Source organism: Venatorbacter sp. C2-1 (genome assembly GCF_022832715.1).
Taxonomy (GTDB): domain Bacteria; phylum Pseudomonadota; class Gammaproteobacteria; order Pseudomonadales; family Oceanobacteraceae; genus Venatoribacter; species Venatoribacter alkanivorans.
Window position 1 is genome coordinate 3294043 of the sequence record NZ_CP094879.1, and the last position, 16793, is coordinate 3310835.

Annotated in this window: 18 protein-coding genes and 1 other RNA gene; 14 read left to right on the forward strand and 5 right to left on the reverse strand. The window is 52.5% G+C overall.

Going from position 1 to position 16793, the window contains the following annotated elements; translation table 11 throughout:
• Window positions 1-42 precede the first annotated feature (42 nt).
• Window positions 43-618 carry a nucleotide exchange factor GrpE gene (grpE, locus tag MT343_RS14750; RefSeq protein WP_145466136.1) on the reverse strand — a complete coding sequence of 192 codons (576 nt, stop codon included), beginning with the start codon at window positions 616-618 and terminating at the stop codon, window positions 43-45.
• A 149-nt stretch (window positions 619-767) separates the two neighbouring features.
• On the opposite strand from grpE, the gene recN reads away from it, so the two are divergent.
• Window positions 768-2441, forward strand: a complete 1674-nt coding sequence (gene recN / locus MT343_RS14755; protein ID WP_145466138.1) for a DNA repair protein RecN — start codon at window positions 768-770, stop codon at window positions 2439-2441.
• Window positions 2442-2539: 98 nt separating this feature from the next.
• Here the strand turns inward: recN and fur are convergent, their stop codons facing one another.
• Window positions 2540-2947, reverse strand: coding sequence for a ferric iron uptake transcriptional regulator (gene fur, locus MT343_RS14760; RefSeq protein ID WP_145466140.1), 408 nt, complete (start codon window positions 2945-2947; stop codon window positions 2540-2542).
• 113 nt (window positions 2948-3060) lie between these two features.
• On the opposite strand from fur, the gene MT343_RS14765 reads away from it, so the two are divergent.
• Window positions 3061-3459, forward strand: a complete 399-nt coding sequence (locus tag MT343_RS14765; protein ID WP_145466142.1) for an outer membrane protein assembly factor BamE — start codon at window positions 3061-3063, stop codon at window positions 3457-3459.
• A gap of 89 nt (window positions 3460-3548) precedes the next feature.
• Here MT343_RS14765 and MT343_RS14770 read toward each other — a convergent pair whose 3' ends face one another.
• From MT343_RS14770 to MT343_RS14780, 3 genes are read right to left on the reverse strand one after another with little or no spacing between them, the layout of a single operon-like run.
• The gene (locus MT343_RS14770; RefSeq protein ID WP_145466144.1) at window positions 3549-3842 is read right to left on the reverse strand and encodes an RnfH family protein; all 294 of its coding nucleotides are present in this window, start codon (window positions 3840-3842) and stop codon (window positions 3549-3551) included.
• Window positions 3835-4266 (reverse strand): type II toxin-antitoxin system RatA family toxin, encoded by a 432-nt coding sequence (locus MT343_RS14775; protein WP_145466146.1) that lies wholly within the window; start codon window positions 4264-4266, stop codon window positions 3835-3837. Before MT343_RS14775 ends, MT343_RS14770 begins: the two co-directional genes overlap by 8 nt.
• A 21-nt stretch (window positions 4267-4287) precedes the next feature.
• Complete coding sequence (locus MT343_RS14780) at window positions 4288-5784, reverse strand: sodium-dependent transporter (protein WP_145466148.1); 1497 nt, start codon at window positions 5782-5784, stop codon at window positions 4288-4290.
• A gap of 118 nt (window positions 5785-5902) precedes the next feature.
• Between MT343_RS14780 and smpB the strand changes: the two genes are divergently transcribed.
• The 12 genes from smpB (at window position 5903) to MT343_RS14840 (ending at window position 16734) form a co-directional block, all read left to right on the forward strand.
• Window positions 5903-6385 carry an SsrA-binding protein SmpB gene (gene smpB / locus MT343_RS14785; RefSeq protein ID WP_145466151.1) on the forward strand — a complete coding sequence of 161 codons (483 nt, stop codon included), beginning with the start codon at window positions 5903-5905 and terminating at the stop codon, window positions 6383-6385.
• A 121-nt stretch (window positions 6386-6506) separates the two neighbouring features.
• Window positions 6507-6862: a transfer-messenger RNA gene (ssrA, locus tag MT343_RS14790) on the forward strand.
• 382 nt (window positions 6863-7244) lie between these two features.
• Window positions 7245-8825, forward strand: a complete 1581-nt coding sequence (locus tag MT343_RS14795; RefSeq protein ID WP_186435741.1) for an AAA family ATPase — start codon at window positions 7245-7247, stop codon at window positions 8823-8825.
• Window positions 8822-9799 (forward strand): hypothetical protein, encoded by a 978-nt coding sequence (locus MT343_RS14800; RefSeq protein WP_145466155.1) that lies wholly within the window; start codon window positions 8822-8824, stop codon window positions 9797-9799. The genes MT343_RS14795 and MT343_RS14800 overlap by 4 nt, the downstream gene beginning before the upstream one ends.
• Window positions 9800-9954: 155 nt before the next feature.
• Window positions 9955-11610 carry a hypothetical protein gene (locus MT343_RS14805; RefSeq protein ID WP_222428428.1) on the forward strand — a complete coding sequence of 552 codons (1656 nt, stop codon included), beginning with the start codon at window positions 9955-9957 and terminating at the stop codon, window positions 11608-11610.
• Between the two features lie 31 nt (window positions 11611-11641).
• A complete protein-coding gene (locus MT343_RS14810) occupies window positions 11642-12226 on the forward strand; it encodes a hypothetical protein (RefSeq protein ID WP_145466159.1) in 585 nt (194 codons plus the stop codon).
• Entirely contained in the window at window positions 12223-13569 is a 1347-nt protein-coding gene (locus tag MT343_RS14815; RefSeq protein ID WP_145466161.1) for an AMP-binding protein, read from the forward strand. Before MT343_RS14810 ends, MT343_RS14815 begins: the two co-directional genes overlap by 4 nt.
• Window positions 13566-14156 (forward strand): nicotinamide riboside transporter PnuC, encoded by a 591-nt coding sequence (gene pnuC, locus MT343_RS14820; protein WP_145466162.1) that lies wholly within the window; start codon window positions 13566-13568, stop codon window positions 14154-14156. The genes MT343_RS14815 and pnuC overlap by 4 nt, the downstream gene beginning before the upstream one ends.
• Complete coding sequence (locus MT343_RS14825; RefSeq protein ID WP_145466164.1) at window positions 14143-15213, forward strand: AAA family ATPase; 1071 nt, start codon at window positions 14143-14145, stop codon at window positions 15211-15213. Before pnuC ends, MT343_RS14825 begins: the two co-directional genes overlap by 14 nt.
• A 410-nt stretch (window positions 15214-15623) precedes the next feature.
• Window positions 15624-15938: a methyl-accepting chemotaxis protein gene (locus tag MT343_RS14830; RefSeq protein ID WP_145466166.1), complete on the forward strand. Its 315-nt coding sequence runs from the start codon at window positions 15624-15626 to the stop codon at window positions 15936-15938.
• Window positions 15939-15952: 14 nt separating this feature from the next.
• Window positions 15953-16189 (forward strand): hypothetical protein, encoded by a 237-nt coding sequence (locus tag MT343_RS14835; protein WP_145466167.1) that lies wholly within the window; start codon window positions 15953-15955, stop codon window positions 16187-16189.
• A gap of 5 nt (window positions 16190-16194) precedes the next feature.
• On the forward strand, window positions 16195-16734 hold the full coding sequence (locus MT343_RS14840) for a methyl-accepting chemotaxis protein (RefSeq protein WP_186435742.1): 540 nt from the start codon (window positions 16195-16197) through the stop codon (window positions 16732-16734).
• Window positions 16735-16793 lie beyond the last annotated feature (59 nt).

Consider the following 16793-nt stretch of genomic DNA (forward strand, 5'->3'; position numbering starts at 1 on the left):
AGTCCGGGAAACAGGCTTTCAAGGCCCCCGGTAACAATAAAATCAGGCGCTTTCGTCGATTTGTGGTGCGCCTTTACTCACCACCACCATTGCCGGACGCAACAGACGTCCCTGCAGGGTGTAACCTTTCTGCATCACCGCAATAACGGTATTCGGTGCGGCATCCGGATTCTCAACCATGGCCATTGCCTGATGGAATTCCGGATTAAACGCAGAACCAACCGGATCTACACTTTCCACCTTGAATTTTTCCAGACCGGCAACCAGGCCGCTCAGGGTCATTTCCACTCCTTTGCGAATCGCTTTTGTCGCTTCATCATCGGCAACAGCCGCAGCCAGCGCGCGTTCCAGATTATCGACGGTCGCCAGCATTTCGTTGGCAAACTTCTCAACGCCAAACTTATGGGCCTTTTCCACATCCAGCTCAGCACGACGGCGTACGTTCTGCATTTCCGCCTGAACACGCAACACCTGTTCTTTCAGCTCGGCCACTTCCTGCAGTGCGCCGGCAAGCTGATCATCAGCAGATTCTGTGGCAGTGGCATCCGCCGCATCCACCGGAGTTTCAGTGTCCAGTTGTTCCTGGAGTTCTTCTTGAACCTTCTGCTCTTCCGACATCTATCTTTCCTCGGTCACTATTTTCGAAACTGTCGGCTATATGGGGGACGAACGGATGAGATTCAAGGGCAGAGCTGCAACATTCTCTTGACAGAATCTTATACTGTATATAAAAACACTGTATATCCATTCAGATACGGAGCATGACCATGCTGGCTCATCTGTCCATTCATCAGTTTGCGTTAGTCGATCAGCTGGAACTTGAACTGCAACCCGGTATGTCGGTGATTACCGGCGAAACCGGTGCGGGTAAATCGATTCTGCTTGATGCGCTCGGGCTAACGCTCGGCGAGCGGGCCGACGCCGGCTGTGTGCGTAACAATGCCGAAAAAGCCGAAGTGTCCGCCTCATTCACACTGAACGAACAGGCGCGGTTATGGCTGCAACAGCGGGATATTCCCGCCGATGATGACTGGGTAATCCTGCGCCGTATTATTTCCGCCGAAGGCCGTTCACGCGGCTATATCAATGGTCGCCCCGCATCCGCCAACGACCTGAAAGACATCGGTCAGTATCTGATCGAAATTCACTCCCAGCATGCCCATCAGCGCCTGCTGCAGAAAGACACCCCGCGCCAGCTGCTGGATGCCTTTGGCGGGCTGCAGCTGCAGGCAACCGAGGTCGCCCTGGTCTGGTCCGAGTGGCAGCAACACGCCAAACGCCTTGCCATGCTGCAGGAAGAAAGTGCCGAAGTAACCGCCCAGCGCCAGCTGCTGACCTATCAGGTTGAAGAGCTGCGCCAGCTGGCACCGGGAGAGACCGAGCTGGACGAGCTGGAAGCCGAACATAAACGTCTGGCCAATGCCGAAAGTATGCTGCTTAACGGCCAGTATGCGATGGCTGCCTGTTATGGTGACGACAACGGCGAGCTGGCTGCAACCCAGCTGACCTATCAGGCCATTACCCGCCTCGATAATATCGACGACCAGCATCCGCTGCTGAACGAAGCCCGGGATTTGCTGCAACAGGCGCAAATCCAGCTGGAAGAAGCCGGTCGTTCGCTGCAGCACTACCTTGAGCTGGTCGATATCAATCCGCACCGGCTGCAACAGGTAGAAAGCCGCCTCAGTGACCTGTACAGCATGGCGCGCAAGCATCAGATTCAGCCACAACAACTGCACTCTTACTGGCAGGAGCAGGAAGAAGCGCTCGCCAGCCTGAATCTCAGCGACGAAGATCTGGCCGAACTGGAACAGCAGGTACAGGAACTGCAGGCAGAATACAGCACACTGGCACAACAGCTCAGCAGTGCCCGTCAGACCGCCGCTGCGCGCATGGACAGAGAAGTTGAATCACACTTTGAAGCACTGGCTCTGGGTCGCGCCCGCTTTATCACTCAGGTTGAAGCCGGCAGTACCGAGCACGGCAACAAACATGGCATCGACCAGATCGGCTTTTTTGTACAGACCAACCCGGGCATGCCCGGCGGCCCACTGGCCAAAGTCGCCTCTGGCGGTGAGCTGGCCCGTATCAGTCTGGCCATTCAGGTGGTAACCGCTGCCGTCAGCGAAACACCTTGTCTGATTTTTGATGAGGTCGATGTGGGTATCGGTGGCGGTACCGCCGAGCGCGTTGGCCGCCTGCTACGGACACTGGGCAAAGACAGCCAGGTGCTCTGTGTCACCCACCAGCCGCAGGTCGCCGCTCAGGCACATCAGCATTATCAGGTAAGCAAAATCAGTGGTGACAGCGCCACCCACACCCAGCTACGTGAACTGAGTGAGAAACAGCGCTCAGAGGAAATTGCGCGGATGCTGGGCGGCGTCGATATCACCAAACAAACCCTGGCGCATGCGCAGGAGATGCTGGCACTGGTCAGATAGACCGGTGCCAGCACGGCGATACTGATACGCAGAAGCGGTAACCGACAGACATAAAAAAAGCAGCCAATGGCTGCTTTTTTTATGTCTGTCGCGCAGGATTATTTTTTCTTGCGTACGTACAGCACCAGACTGTGCTCAACCAGATCAAAGCCGTGTTCTTCGGCAATTTCATGCTGCAGGCGCTCAATCTGCGCATTGGTAAACTCAATCACGGTGCCGTCATCAACGTTTACCATATGATCGTGATGCTCGCCACGCGCCAGCTCAAACACCGAGTGACCGCCATCAAAATTATGGCGTGTTACCAGACCCGCACTTTCAAACTGGGTCAGTACGCGGTAAACCGTCGCCAGACCAACATCTTCGCCTGCTTCGATCAGAGATTTATAGACATCTTCAGCACTCATATGTGCGTCGATATTGGTTTCCAGAATGCTCAGGATTTTCACTCGTGGCAAAGTGACTTTAAGGCCTGCTTTACGCAACTCCACGTTCTGATCGGACATTGCTTTCCTCGAATATTTCACAGCAACTTGAATTATCGGGTATTATCGCGGGTCTAAGTCACAACGCAACAACTATGCAACTACAAACGCACTCAGAGACAACACCAATTATTATGCGAATCCCAATTCTGACCCTTTTACTCGGTTTTGCAACCCTTTCCGGCTGTGTCTTCCCTGGCGTCTATAAACTGAACGTGCAGCAAGGCAACATTGTGACTGCGGATATGCTGGAACAACTGAAACCCGGCATGAATTCCCGTCAGGTGGCTTATGTGATGGGCAATCCGGTGGTTCGGAATCCTTTTGAGCAACAGCGCTGGGACTATCTGTATACCCTTGAACAGCGCGATAAGGTTATCAAAAATTACACCATCAGCGTTTACTTCGATGCTCAGGGAAACTACACCCATTACACCGGCACTCTGCCAGAGCAGGCTTTCAAAGAAGAAGATCAGCTGAAAACCCTGCCGACAGAGGAAAAATCGGTTAACACCGTGCCAACCGATATCTGAGATACACTCTCTTAAGCACAAAAAAGCCAGGCATCGCCTGGCTTTTTTGTGCTCTGTTTCTGCACTCTCTGGCGTGGCGAGTAAAGCGCTTACTTCTGTGCCTTGGCCGCCCGGTTAGCCCGCGCCTGCTTGGGGTCAATCAGCAGCGGACGATAAATTTCTATACGATCACCATCCCGCACGACATCCGTTTCCGGTGCACGCGATGCTTTGCCAAAGATACCGAACTTCGCCTCCGCCAATACTAACTCCGGGAACTCAACTTCAATTCCCGACTGGCGAGCCGCATCAATCATGCTCGTACCTTCTTCAACCTCAACACTGAGGATTTTTTGCTTATGTGGTAAGGCGTACGCTACTTCTACACGAATCATGTCAGCCATAAATTTCTTTTGCTCGCTTAACAAAGGCATCCACCATCATATTGGCAACCTGTTTAAAAACTGCCCCCAGGGCCACACCCGCCAGTTTATTACCGACATCAAAATCCATATCCAAAGACACCTTGCAGGCTTCATCGGATAACGGATAAAAATGCCAGACGCCATGAAAGTGCGTAAATGGCCCATCCACCAACCGCATTTCCATTCGTTCCGGACGTTGCAGTGTGTTGCGGGTACTGAAGCTCTGATTAACACCCGCCTTGGCAATGGTCAGCCGGGCTTCAATAAAATCCTCACCTTCAGCCAGCACTTCTGTTGCCTGACAACCCTGAAGAAATTCAGGGTAGCGGCGCACATCATTTACCAGATCAAACATCTGCTCTGCGGTATGCATCACCAACGCACTGCGCGTAATACTGGTCATTCGCACTCACTCTCTGCCGTCTCAGGAAAGGCCTTCAACAAAGATAATAAAGATCGCAACCGGCGAAATATAACGCACCATAAATCGCCAGATATTAAACAGCAGTGGGCTTTTTACCCGGGCTTCGGCAGCCACCGACTCACGCGACATAAACCAGCCGACAAAGATGGCGATAAAGACGCCACCCAGCGGCATCATGACGTTGGCAGTAATAAAGTCGAGCAGGTCGAAGAACGTCTTGCCCTTCACGCTGCGCTCAGCCCCGTCCGCCAGCGGCTCAGCATTCAGTTCTGTCGTGTTGGCGTACAGGTGGAATACAGATTCACTGCTCTGGATTTCTTCGCCGGTACTCGCGTCAGCCACGGTCGTGGCGATGGTTTCGGTTACGAAGAACTGTTCATCGCCCCAATCATTGAATGACAATACCGAACCAATCCCCAGCAACCAGGCCAGAAAGCAAACACCAAAGGTTGCCTTGGCGCGGCTGAAACCATTCTCTACTGCCCAGGCTACCGCCGGTTCGGCAATAGAAATCGCCGAACTCCAGGCCGCAATGACGACCAGAACAAAGAATACAGTGCCAATTAACGTCCCGCCCGGTAATGCGCCAAAGGCGATAGGCAGTGTCTGGAATATCAGGCCAGGGCCGGATGCCGGCTCCAGTCCATGCGAAAATACGATAGGAAAAATAATCAGACCAGCGACCAGAGCGACCAGAGTATCCAGAAACGCAACCGCCAGAATAGTTTTACCCAGCGAGGCCTGAGCCGGCATATAAGCGCCGTATGCCATGATCGCGCCCATCCCCAGACTCAGGGTAAAAAATGCATGACCCAGAGCAACCACAACACTGTGGGTCGTCAGTTTGCTGAAATCAAAGGTAAAGAGAAAATCCCAGCCCTGTACAAAACCCGGCGTCGTGATGCTGTAGCCCAGCAGCAGAATCAGCATCAGGAACAGCATAGGCATGAGCAGGCGAACACTGTCTTCAAGTCCGTGCTTAACGCCACGGGCAATAACAAAGCCGGTCATCAGCATAAAAAAGGTATGCAATCCGAGCAGCATCCACGGATCACTCAACAATCCACCAAAGGACGCCTTTGCCACTTCCCCCGTTGCTCCGGCAAACTCGCCCGAGGCTAACTTACCGACGTAAGCGAGCGTCCAGCCAGCAATGACACTGTAAAACGACAGAATAAAGAAACCGGATACTGCCCCCATCCAGCCAATACCGGAAAACAGCCGTGGGGCATTATTCTCGCGCGCCAGCGCCTGCATGGTATGAATAGGGCTCATCCGGCCTTTGCGGCCCAGCAATACCTCGGCCATCATCACCGGAACACCAGCAATCAGAATACAGACCAGATACATCAGAACAAAAGCGCCGCCGCCGTTTTCACCCGTGATATATGGAAACTTCCAGATATTCCCCAACCCGACAGCCGATCCGGTGGCGGCCAGAATAAATGTCCAGCGGCTACCCCAAATACCGTGCATTCCGCGTTTGTCTGCGCTCATCGTTCTTTTTACCCAATCTTCAGTTCGGCGTATTGTCCGGGATTTGCCCCCTCGCCTCAACCCAAAGCAGCGCTACAGCTACTGCCTTTTCTACACTTCGTCAGTTATACTCGCGGCCATGAGTACCAAGAAAAAACCCAAAACAAATGGCGGCACGATCGCCCTCAACAAAAAAGCCCGTCACGATTACTTCCTGGAAGACAAACTGGAAGTAGGACTGGTGCTGACTGGTTGGGAAGTAAAAGCGCTGCGCGAAGGTAAATGTCAGCTGGTCGATTCCTATATCGTCATGCATAAAGGCGAAGCCTGGCTGAGTGGCGCCCTGATCACACCGCTGAAGCAGGCGTCTACCCATATCGTTACCGAACCGCGGCGTGAGCGTAAACTGCTGATGCACCGCCGTGAAATCGACCGCCTGAATCAAAAAATCCAGGCCAAAGGTTACACCTGCGTCTGCACTGCAATTTACTGGAAAGGCCCCAACGTCAAAGCAGAAATTGCTCTGGCCAAAGGTAAGCAAAGCCACGATAAGCGCGATGCATCCAAAGACCGCGACTGGGCCAAGCAGAAAGAACGGATCATGAAGCACACCACACGCTGACAGATGTCAGACAACTGTGGTAAGCTGACTCATCTTGTTTGCGGGCAGACAGGGGTTGAAAAACACCAGACTGCCCTCATATAAGACACTAAGACCTGAGCAAGTAGCAGGCGACGAATTCGGGGATGATTAGGATTCGACGTTGATTACAAAGCTATGGGTGCATGCCGAGAGTGTATAGCGATCTCGTAAATAAACGTTATACATAGTTATAGTCGCAAACGACGAAACTTACGCACTAGCGGCTTAAGCCCGCTTACCTCCGAACTCGGGTTCCTGTAGCCGGGGGACGAGGGCGACGTCTTACAGGATCGCCCGGATGCTTCGCTCGGAGCTGAAAGGTTAAACTTAATCGAGCTCGTTCTGAACGGCCTGCCCCTCGGCCCGTGACGAACTAAATCAATAGAGACGGCTAAGCATGTAGATCCTCTAGTGGAGGATTGGCGGACGCGGGTTCAAATCCCGCCATCTCCACCATACAAATAGAGAAGGCCCGACGCGAAAGCGCCGGGCCTTTTTTACTTGCTGAAGCGGGGATTCTGCACCTGCCACAGTTGGGTTCCAAAAAAGGCTGGACAGCCGTTTTGCACTGCGAAGCAGCCCGAAGGGCGAGGTACATTGATATACCGAGTGCAATCCCCCATAGAACTCGCACCAGGGGCTTTTTATTTTCTTGATTATATTTATGAAATCTAGCAAATGAATAGAACCTGACGAGTCAAACTTGATGATAATTTTTAATTTAAATATCTCGATGCAGCCCCAATAACTCTCCTGCCCAATTGCGAATCTAAGCGAGCTGACGCATCATCCTTGTTTAAAAGAAAATGCGAATACAGTACCGCAAAAGGGATAGTTGATGCCTTTCAAAATTTTCCAACGCGTTTCTGCTGCCCCCACCAATCCGCAACGAGTCACCCGACCGAAGCAGTTTGATGTGGCGGATCTCTATCAGGGCCCTTTGCAATCCGAGTTTGATCCGGCACCAACTGCCATCGCTCTGGATGAGAAGCTGCGTCAGGCGTATTTCTGGATTGTGAACAGTGCGATCATCAGTCCGCACTACGACATTGAATATAACCTCACTCCACCACAGAGTTTCATTGTCGGTGACAGCAAAAGACGCCTTACACTGCCGTCAGCACAGAGCTATTCAAGTTACGTGTTACTCCCTCTGCTTACCTTCGCTACCCGGCGTAAGTGTTTGTTTGTCGGCGGTCCGGGGCGCGGTAAAACAGCCAGTGCCATTCTCATGGGCATACTCGCCGGATACCCGGTAAAAGAAGTACGCAGGGCCATGCAGCACGGCCATCCACAAATGACTATCGCGGATCTGCTGGGAAATCCTCTACCCGCGGATCTCGTCGGTGCCCAGCGTATGGAAGACATCCGTATCGCCTGGCGCAACTGGCTGGGCATGCGGGTCAAGATCATCGACGAATATAACCGCATCCCAACCCGCACTCAGAGCGCGCTGCTAACGGTCATGGGCGACAACTACGCCGAAGTGCTGAACCATGTTTTCGAATGCCCGGATTCCGCCTGGTATCTAACCGCAAACGACGATCAGGGTGGCGGCACCTATCAGGTAATTGAGGCACTGCGCGACCGTATTGACGTGATAGTACAGGCACTGGCGTTCAATCCACGCTTTCTTGGCGAACTACTGGTGCGAATAGAAGAAGGATTGCGACCAGAAGAAGTGGTTCCGAAAGACATTGTGTTCACTGAAGCCGAAATTGATCAGATGAACGCGGATATTCTTAAGATCGAACTGCCGCCACCGCTGCGCCGCCGTCTGGAATTTTTCTCCAGTCAGTTTGAATTGTCAGAAGCCGCCGGTGCTCAGTTCGAGTACATGACCAAAGACACTGCCCGATTAGCGGCCATCGATTGGGCACAACTGGTCGCGGCCGATAACGGTCGTGACCGTCTCAAAGACCTCGGCTGCCAGACCCTGAATGGCCTGTCGGTGCGCAATCTGATGACGCTTATTATTTACGCTAAGTCGCTGGCCTATTTCCGCGGCAACACCTCTGTCGAGCTCGAAGATCTGCGTCAGATTCTGCCGTTCGTTTTGAACGACAAATTGACGCCCGACCTGGATGCACCGTTTTTCGCGTTACCTCAAAATGCCGCCTTCCGTTCAGACAGCATAAGCTGGCTACGCCATCTGTTTGATCTCTCCAATGCAGAATTTGAACGTCTGGGCCTGGATCACGATGATCCGGTGCAACAACTTGATCTCGAGTTTTCTGCTGGGTTAGATGGGCTCACGGAAAGTGAAGTCCGGACAAGAATAGGCAGAATCGAGCGACTGGTCGGAGAATGGTGTAAAGGCCGGAAGCTCTATGGCCATATCTACGATGACTTACTCAAACTGAAATATCTGCACCAGCGTTACACCAATTATCTGCATTGGCTGCAGTTGCAACGATGAGTATTTCTACCGAATTTGCTGAACTGCTGCGTGCTGGCAGGCCGCAGTTTAATGCCCGGGTCGCCGAAGCTCGCCACCGCTACCGCGGTTTTAATACCGATGTATTCAGCCTGTTTCTGCAAGAGTGCGTCGATCCGGTGATCGTCAGTATCGACGCGGCAAACCGCGGTGCTTTTGCCAGCTCGGCGTTCGACATTGCGCTGGATCTCGTGGGCCGCGAACTGACAGGCGCTCACCCCCGGGGGAAGTTACTCGCAGCGTTATGGCAAGACACCCTACCAACCCTGACATCGGCTATGGCTGACCGCCCTTCGAGATTGATCAGCGCCTTGTGCAATGCACTGCTCAATCTCGAAGCTCTGCCCGCTGCCCGCCCTAATCAATGGCTGGAACTACTCAAAAAATACGGTAGTAGCCTTACCGCTCCCGATGATCTGCTGCAACTCGGAGTGCTCGCGGCCTGGCGCGCTGGTGCAGCTCACTTCCGCTTGCCTGCATTACAAGCGGCAGCACGTCTTCCACATATCGGTTGCACGCTGCTTGATTTGGCGCCAGAGCGTGACGTGCAGGAACAACTGCGACTTGCAGAACAGAATCCCTGGCTGATAGCGCGCTCAGACAAGGCTCTTGAGGTAGGCGCGTTCACCGGGCTTGGAGGACAGTTTGCAGAGCCACCCGAAGTACGTGCAAACCACGATGGCTTTATCGTCAAAAGCAGCGACCGTTGTTTCCAGCTGATCGCCGATGGCTTTGGTGCTGTATTGCTACCGGCGACCCTGGCTGAATTTGTCAGTGCCGGACATGCGGCAAGGGAAGGCAGATCACCCAAGCTAAGTGCCAATACTCTGATCTATGCGAATTCTTCGATTGTCATTCCGCTACCTGCCGATGGGTTACAACTGGCCTGGAATGCATACACTGCTGCACTGACTTCGCCCTACAGTTTTTCCATCAGTATCGTGCCCTTATTATGACTGGATCTGCAAAGCCCCTTTCACTGTTGGAACGTTGGCAATCAGCATGGCCGCAGGCTCTGGCCGTCTGGAGTCAATTCACGCGCTTGTCTGATCCTAACCTCTGTCAATCGTCCGTAACTGCAGCCAAAGAAGGATTAACCAGCAGTTTCGCCATGATCCGGCTATCCGATCAGAGTGTGGTCGTCGATCTCGAAGGCATAGAAAGGCTGAAACTGGAAGATTATGCAGTAGAGGTTCTGGCCCACGAAATCGGCCACCATGTATTAGCTCCGGCCAACGCCAGTGATCACTATCGACTGCTGGCACGAATCCGCCAGGGCCTGCCAACACTTGAGCAACACGCGCCAATGGTGGCGAACCTCTATACCGACCTGCTGATCAACGATCGCCTGCAACGACAAAGCGGGCTGCGTATGCACGCCATCTATCAACGCCTGGTCGATCATGACGATCCTATACGGAAGCCAGGTGTATGGGCCCTCTACCTGCGGATTTACGAAGTTTTATGGCAACTTGATCGCGGTGCGCTCGGCGTAATGGTCGAAAACAGTCTGTTCAATACTCATGCGTGGCTGGGAGCGCGTCTGGTGCGGGTGTACGCCAATGACTGGTTGACCGGTGGAGCGCGATTTGCCGCGTTACTGCTGCCCTATCTACATGCGGCAGAGCAGGAAAAAGAAGCGCAGGAAAAAGCTCTTCAACAACTCATGGATACTCAATCAGCAGGTCAGGACTGCGAACCCACAGGTCTGATTGATTTTGACGATGATGAAAAGGTGCCGCAGTTACACCCGTCGGAAGACCCTCTGATCACAGGCATTGAACCCGATGAAGAAGCAGCATCAGACACTCCACGGGATGAACAGATAATTCCCGGCCGGGGACAACGCCGGGAACCGTTCGAATATGGCGAAATTCTGCGTGCAGCAGGCCTGAAGCTCACCGACCATGAACTGGCTGTCCGCTACTACCGCGAAGCCGCTTTACCCTATCTGATCCCATTTCCTAAACGTGCGGCACCACAGACTCTGGAGCCACTGATGGAAGGACTCGATGTATGGGAGATGGGTGACGCTCTGGACGAAATCGACTGGCTACAGAGCCTCAGCTATTCACCACAGCCAGTGCCAGGAATTACCACATTGAAACGCCGGTATGGCATGGTGGCGGGTGCAGAACCTGCGACACGCCCAGTGGATCTGGATATCTATGTCGACAGCTCAGGCTCTATGCCAACCCCGCAGCAACGTATTTCTTATATGGCTCTCGCGGGAGCCGTTATCTGTCTGTCGGCTCTACGCAGCGGAGCGCGCGTGCAAGCCACGTTATGGAGCGGCAAACACCAGTGTATCTCCACCACAGGATTCGTTCGTGACGAAGACAGCATTCTGAGTATATTAACCGGCCATTTCGGAGGGGCTACAGCGTTTCCGATTCACAAACTGCGCGACACCTTTGCCCAGCGTGATGTCCAGGATCGCGACTGTCATATCCTGCACATATCCGATGACGGTATCACCACCATGTTTGATCAGGATGAGCGGGGCAACAGCGGTTGGGATATCGCTGCAATGGCTCTGGAAAAGGGCCGTGCCGGCGGCACCATGGCTCTGAACCTGTATCGCGAATGGACAACACAGAACGCCACCTACGCAAACGACCTGCGCAAGGCACGGGATCAGCAAGGTTGGGAGATTTATGCCGTGACAGATCTTGCTCAATTGCTCGAATTTGCCCGTGAATTCTCCCACCGGCACTATGGTCAGCGCTCAGTTACTCTCCCATCAGCCAAATTTAACGCGGAATAATCCCGGTGAACTCAATGACAAGGATTTCAGCGTGAATAACATTGGACCAGATCTGCAACACCTGTTGCGCCGGATATCTGCCACACCAGCAGATTTTCTGGATGATCCGAAGGTGCATGGCCGTGGCGACCTCGCAGTTGCCGCGCTGGTGCACGATATTCTCCGCCAGGTCGGCCATCAGGCCACTGTTGAACAACTGCAGAGATTCATTGGCAGTCATTCAGAAAAGGATCACAACCGACTGAGGTTGGTAGCATTGGCCATCTGGGTACTGAACGATGAGTGGTTTAAGAGCACATTACATGATGCCGATGCACTGCTGTCCCTGCTCGATAAGGCGATACAGCAACTCGCCGATGTCTGTACGGCAACCAAATACATTAATGACAGTGATCGCCGTGAAGAATTTGCGCGTTTCCTTCTGGCGCGTCTCGACTACCGCCCCGCTGGCGAAAGTATTACACAAGCGACAGATCGTCTCAGTGCCCTGAGCACGACTGAGCGCAATCGTCTGCTGCAGGAAAGTCGCGAAGCAGAAGCCCGCGCACGGGCTATCCGTGAAGCTCTCGCAAAGCAGGCGGCTGCAGAATCTGCCGACAAGTGGACACGGGAATGAATTCGTATTTCGACCCGGAACGTTATCCTACTCTGAGCGAAGACGGCGCCCGGATGCTCAAATTTCTTCGCGAACATCCGCAGGCACCAATCTACCGCAATAGTAGCGGCAATAAGCTGACCTCCGACGACCTGAACCTGCTGGCTGACTACGAGCGAAAACTGAATAACAGCAGCGTCGACTGGAATGATCGTCAACTTCCACAATGGCTGAATACATTTGTTGATAACGTGTATCACGACGTCCCATTTTACCGGTCGCAGGGACAAGTGCCCCAATTTACCGACATAACTCCAGTGACCCGAGCGGATTTCAGTCGCGACATTACCGCCTTTGTGCCTGACAGCGCCCCACTCGATCGCATGATCAATTTTCAGACCACAGGCACCAGTGGCAATCCATTATTGTTACCTTCACATCCCCGTATCGCTGCGACATATCTGTGCTTTCATCGCCGGGCACTCCGCCGGTTCGGAATTGAACTAAGCGAAGGACCTGAACAAGTAGGGGTTGTTCTGGTTGGTCATCAACGTCGTTGCTTCACGTATATTTCTGTCACTCCACAATTGGGCGAGTCGGGCCTGGCAAAGATCAATCTGCACCCAGACGACTGGACTAGCCCTTCTGACCGTGAAGCCTATCTTGATGCACTGAACGCCGAAATATATACGGGTGATCCATTGTCCCTGAGCGCGCTGAAAACTTTGCCATTAAGTACCCGTCCGAAGGCGCTCATTTCCGTTGGAATGATGTTATCGCAAGGCCTGAAGAATGAATTTGAATCCCATTTCAGCGCCCCCGTGCTCGACATTTATTCGCTGAATGAATCTGGTCCAGTCGCAGTATTTGATGCAAATCTCAATGGACATCTCTTACTCCAGCCGGAATTGTATGTCGAAATTCTGGATACTGAAGGTAAACCCGTCCCCCCGGGTCAACGCGGCGACATTACACTGACCGGTGGATTTAACTTCTGCCTGCCACTACTGCGTTATCGTACTGGCGATTACGCTTCACTCGCCTACTCGCCAGAAGGCCCTTTGCTTACAGGTCTTAGCGGACGTAGTCCGGTGAGATTCCTTACGCAAAGCGGAGATTGGGTCAACAATATCGACATCACTCACGCATTAAAATCACTGCCATTGGCTCAGTTCGGATTGCATCAGGACGCGGACGGCTCACTTTGTTTATCCCTAGCACCGGTCTCTATGCATTACTCAACCGCCAGCCTTGACGCTTTAGCGTCTGTCTTTGGAAACCAGCCGATTTCGGTAAAGTCCATTGGGAGCGAAGACAAAATTATGCAATACACAAGCAACCTTAAAGAAGGAACACTGCAATGAGTGCGCTGGAAATCGCCTGCAATCTGATAACCACCATTTCTATTCTGCTGGCTGGGCGTAACAGCGTACACACATGGTGGACCGGCATTATTGGTTGTGTATTGTTTGGGCTACTGTTCTTTCAGGCTCAGCTTTATGCCGATGTAACGCTGCAGATATTTTTTGTTGCCACCAGTGCTTATGGCTGGATGCATTGGCGACGCGGAAATAATGGTCAGGCAAGGCCAGTCACCCGTGCAGGTCTGCGCCATGTTGCACTAATTGCACCGCTTGGTCTGCTTGTCGCCTCGTTATACGCACTAATACTCCACCGTTTCACTGACGCCTATGCACCACTTCTAGATTCACTTGTCCTGACATTCAGCGTTATTGCACAATGGTTACTGATGCAGCGCCGCCTCGAAGCCTGGTGGTTCTGGCTTCTGGTCAACACCATTGCAGTGCCCCTTTTCGCTAGTCGCGAGCTGTATCTCACGTCTTTCCTGTACGCTTGCTATTGGGTGAATGCCATCATCGCATTCTTCTACTGGCGCTCACTGTTCACAAAAGATATAGACGCAACGACATCAGCCAATGCCCCAGCTTAACCAGCAACGCTTTATCAACGGTCTGGTGGTCGGAAAATTCAGTCCTTTGCACTTAGGTCACGAATTTCTGATCACTCAGGCTCAGGCGGAATGTGAAAATCTTTATCTGATTTCGTACAGTGAACCCGAGCTGCCGGAATGCAATCGCTCCCGTCGCGAATCCTGGCTGCGCCAACGCTTCCCAAAACTGCCAATATTGGTTCTGGATCAAAGCGAATTAAAACGCGCCGCCACTAGCCAGGGTATAGACAACCCGCCGGATATCCCTGACAACGATGCCCCTGACAACGACCACCGCTACTTCTGCGGCTGGCTATGTCAGCACCTGTTTAATACTCACATAGACGCAGTATTCACCAGTGAAGATTACGGAGATGGGTTTGCAGCCGAACTCACGAAGTACTTTCGCCAAACAGATCCTCAAGCTCCAGAGACGGTACACCAAAGTGTCGATCGCTATCGACAGAAGATTCCCGTATCCGGGACACAGCTACGCGCTGGCCCGCACAGTTTGAGGCACTTTATGGCACCTGAAGTCTACGCCGATTTTGTAGAACGAATTCTGCTGCTTGGTGGCGAGTCCACGGGTAAAACGACGTTGGCAGAAGCACTGGCTTCGGAGTTAGCGACACAATGGGCACCAGAATATGGTCGGGAGTGCTGGGATGAGCGCAATGGCAAACTTATATTCGAAGATATGCTCCATATCGGACAAACTCAGGTCGCTCGTGAACAGGCTCTCGCACAAAAAGCCAATAAATGGCTCGTATGCGATACCAGCCCACTCACCACAGCTCTATATTCCCAGGTTTTGTTTGACCGCGTAGATCCAGCGTTAGAAGTGCTAGCCACCCGACACTATGACCACGTATTTCTGTGTGCCGCAGATTTTGACTTTGTTCAGGATGGTACGCGGCAAGATCCGGCGTTCCGCCAACGTCAACAGGAGTGGTACGAGAAAGAACTTAACCAGCGTGACATTGCTTACACGGTTGTGAAAGGTAAGGTTTCAGATCGCGTAGAATATATATCTAACCAATTAGGGTTTAACAAATAGCATCGATTTTTACAGAAAATACGATATATCCGAAGTTACATATTCCAATTACGACCTAAAATGAAGTCGATGAAAGCGCGCAAGATCATACATCAACGCCATCGACTTTTTAGGGGTGCAACTAGTGTAATGGTCAATTGTTTCCGGTCCCACTCAGGACCAAAGCTGCCAATGTGGCAAGCCTGCAGCGCGGTTTATCCGTAAACCGGGCATCTACGGAAGTTGCTACCAGGATTATCAGTATTACTACCTATCCAACGGACAGCTGATATGAGCGCCCAACGAAAACTAATCATTGCTTCTGCCCTTCCGGCCCTACTGACGCTGTTTGTGATCATCACGAAAGCGGTCATCGACATGCTTGCCCAACGCGATTACCTGGTCGACAGCCTCAGCCGCAGATCGTCGCTATGCCAGCGGTTCCGGATGAAGACGCTTTGCGCAAGCTCATCAGCCGCGAATTGGAGACAATTTTTTATGAAAAAGCCGAAATCGCGATTCCGGTTCTGGTTTTCGTTGCGCTGACCAGCGTTAAACGCATTACCGCCGGTCTGAATAATCTGGCTGAAGGTGTTATCCGCATCGCCGATCCCGCTACCCCGCTCTCCTATCGCCTGCAGGCACGGGATATGAACGAACTCAGCGCGCTGGGAAATGGCCTGAACCATTTTATGAATCGCATTGAACCCACAGTAAAGGGATTAATGAGGTATCCGACGGACTGAATAACAGCACTTCGGTGCTGAAGACAAATGCCGACGGTAATTTAACCCAAGCAGCAAATCTGAGCTGCATTATGGTGAATGTTACCTCCGCCACCAATGAACTGATCACGGCTTCCAGCGACATCGCCCGGAATGTGCAGGAAGCGCACAATCAGGTTTCCGACGTTGATCGTGATGGTAAAATCCTGAGCAACGATATCCGCACCCTGAATGGCCAGTTTAATGATCTGACCGGCATTATCGCGACGTAGGCAACTTGAGTGCTCAGGTCGACGGTATTTACGGCATTCTGCAGACAATCCGTGGCATCGCCGAACAAACCAATTTGCTGGCGCTTAATGCAGCCATCGAAGCGGCAAGGGCTGGTGAACAAGGCCGGGGGTTTGCCGTAGTCGCCGACGAAGTGCGCAACCTGGCCAGTAAAACCCAGAGCAGTACCGGAGAAATCCAGGGGCTGATTGAAAACCTGAAACAAAGCGCCAGTCGTTCAATTGAGGCCATGACCAACAGTACGGAAGCCAGCGCATCCATGGCCGTATCTTTTGCCAAAGCCAACGAACAGATTCTGGGATTATTCGGCAGCCTGAACACCGTTAACGATCTGAACTCTGAAATTGCTGCCGCCAGTGAAGAGCAAAGCACCGTTATCAGTGGAATTAATCAACACCTGCAGGAAGCCAAGGAAATTGCAGTCTATACCCGCGAAGCCGCCCAATCGACCGGCAGTAAATCGTCGGAGCTGGCAAATATCGCCGACAAATTAAAAACCATGATTCTAAGCTTTCGTCTGAGCTGAATACCCGCCAATGCCGATCATCAGTTACTCAACGGAAATCGCTCCCGTACAGGCACATC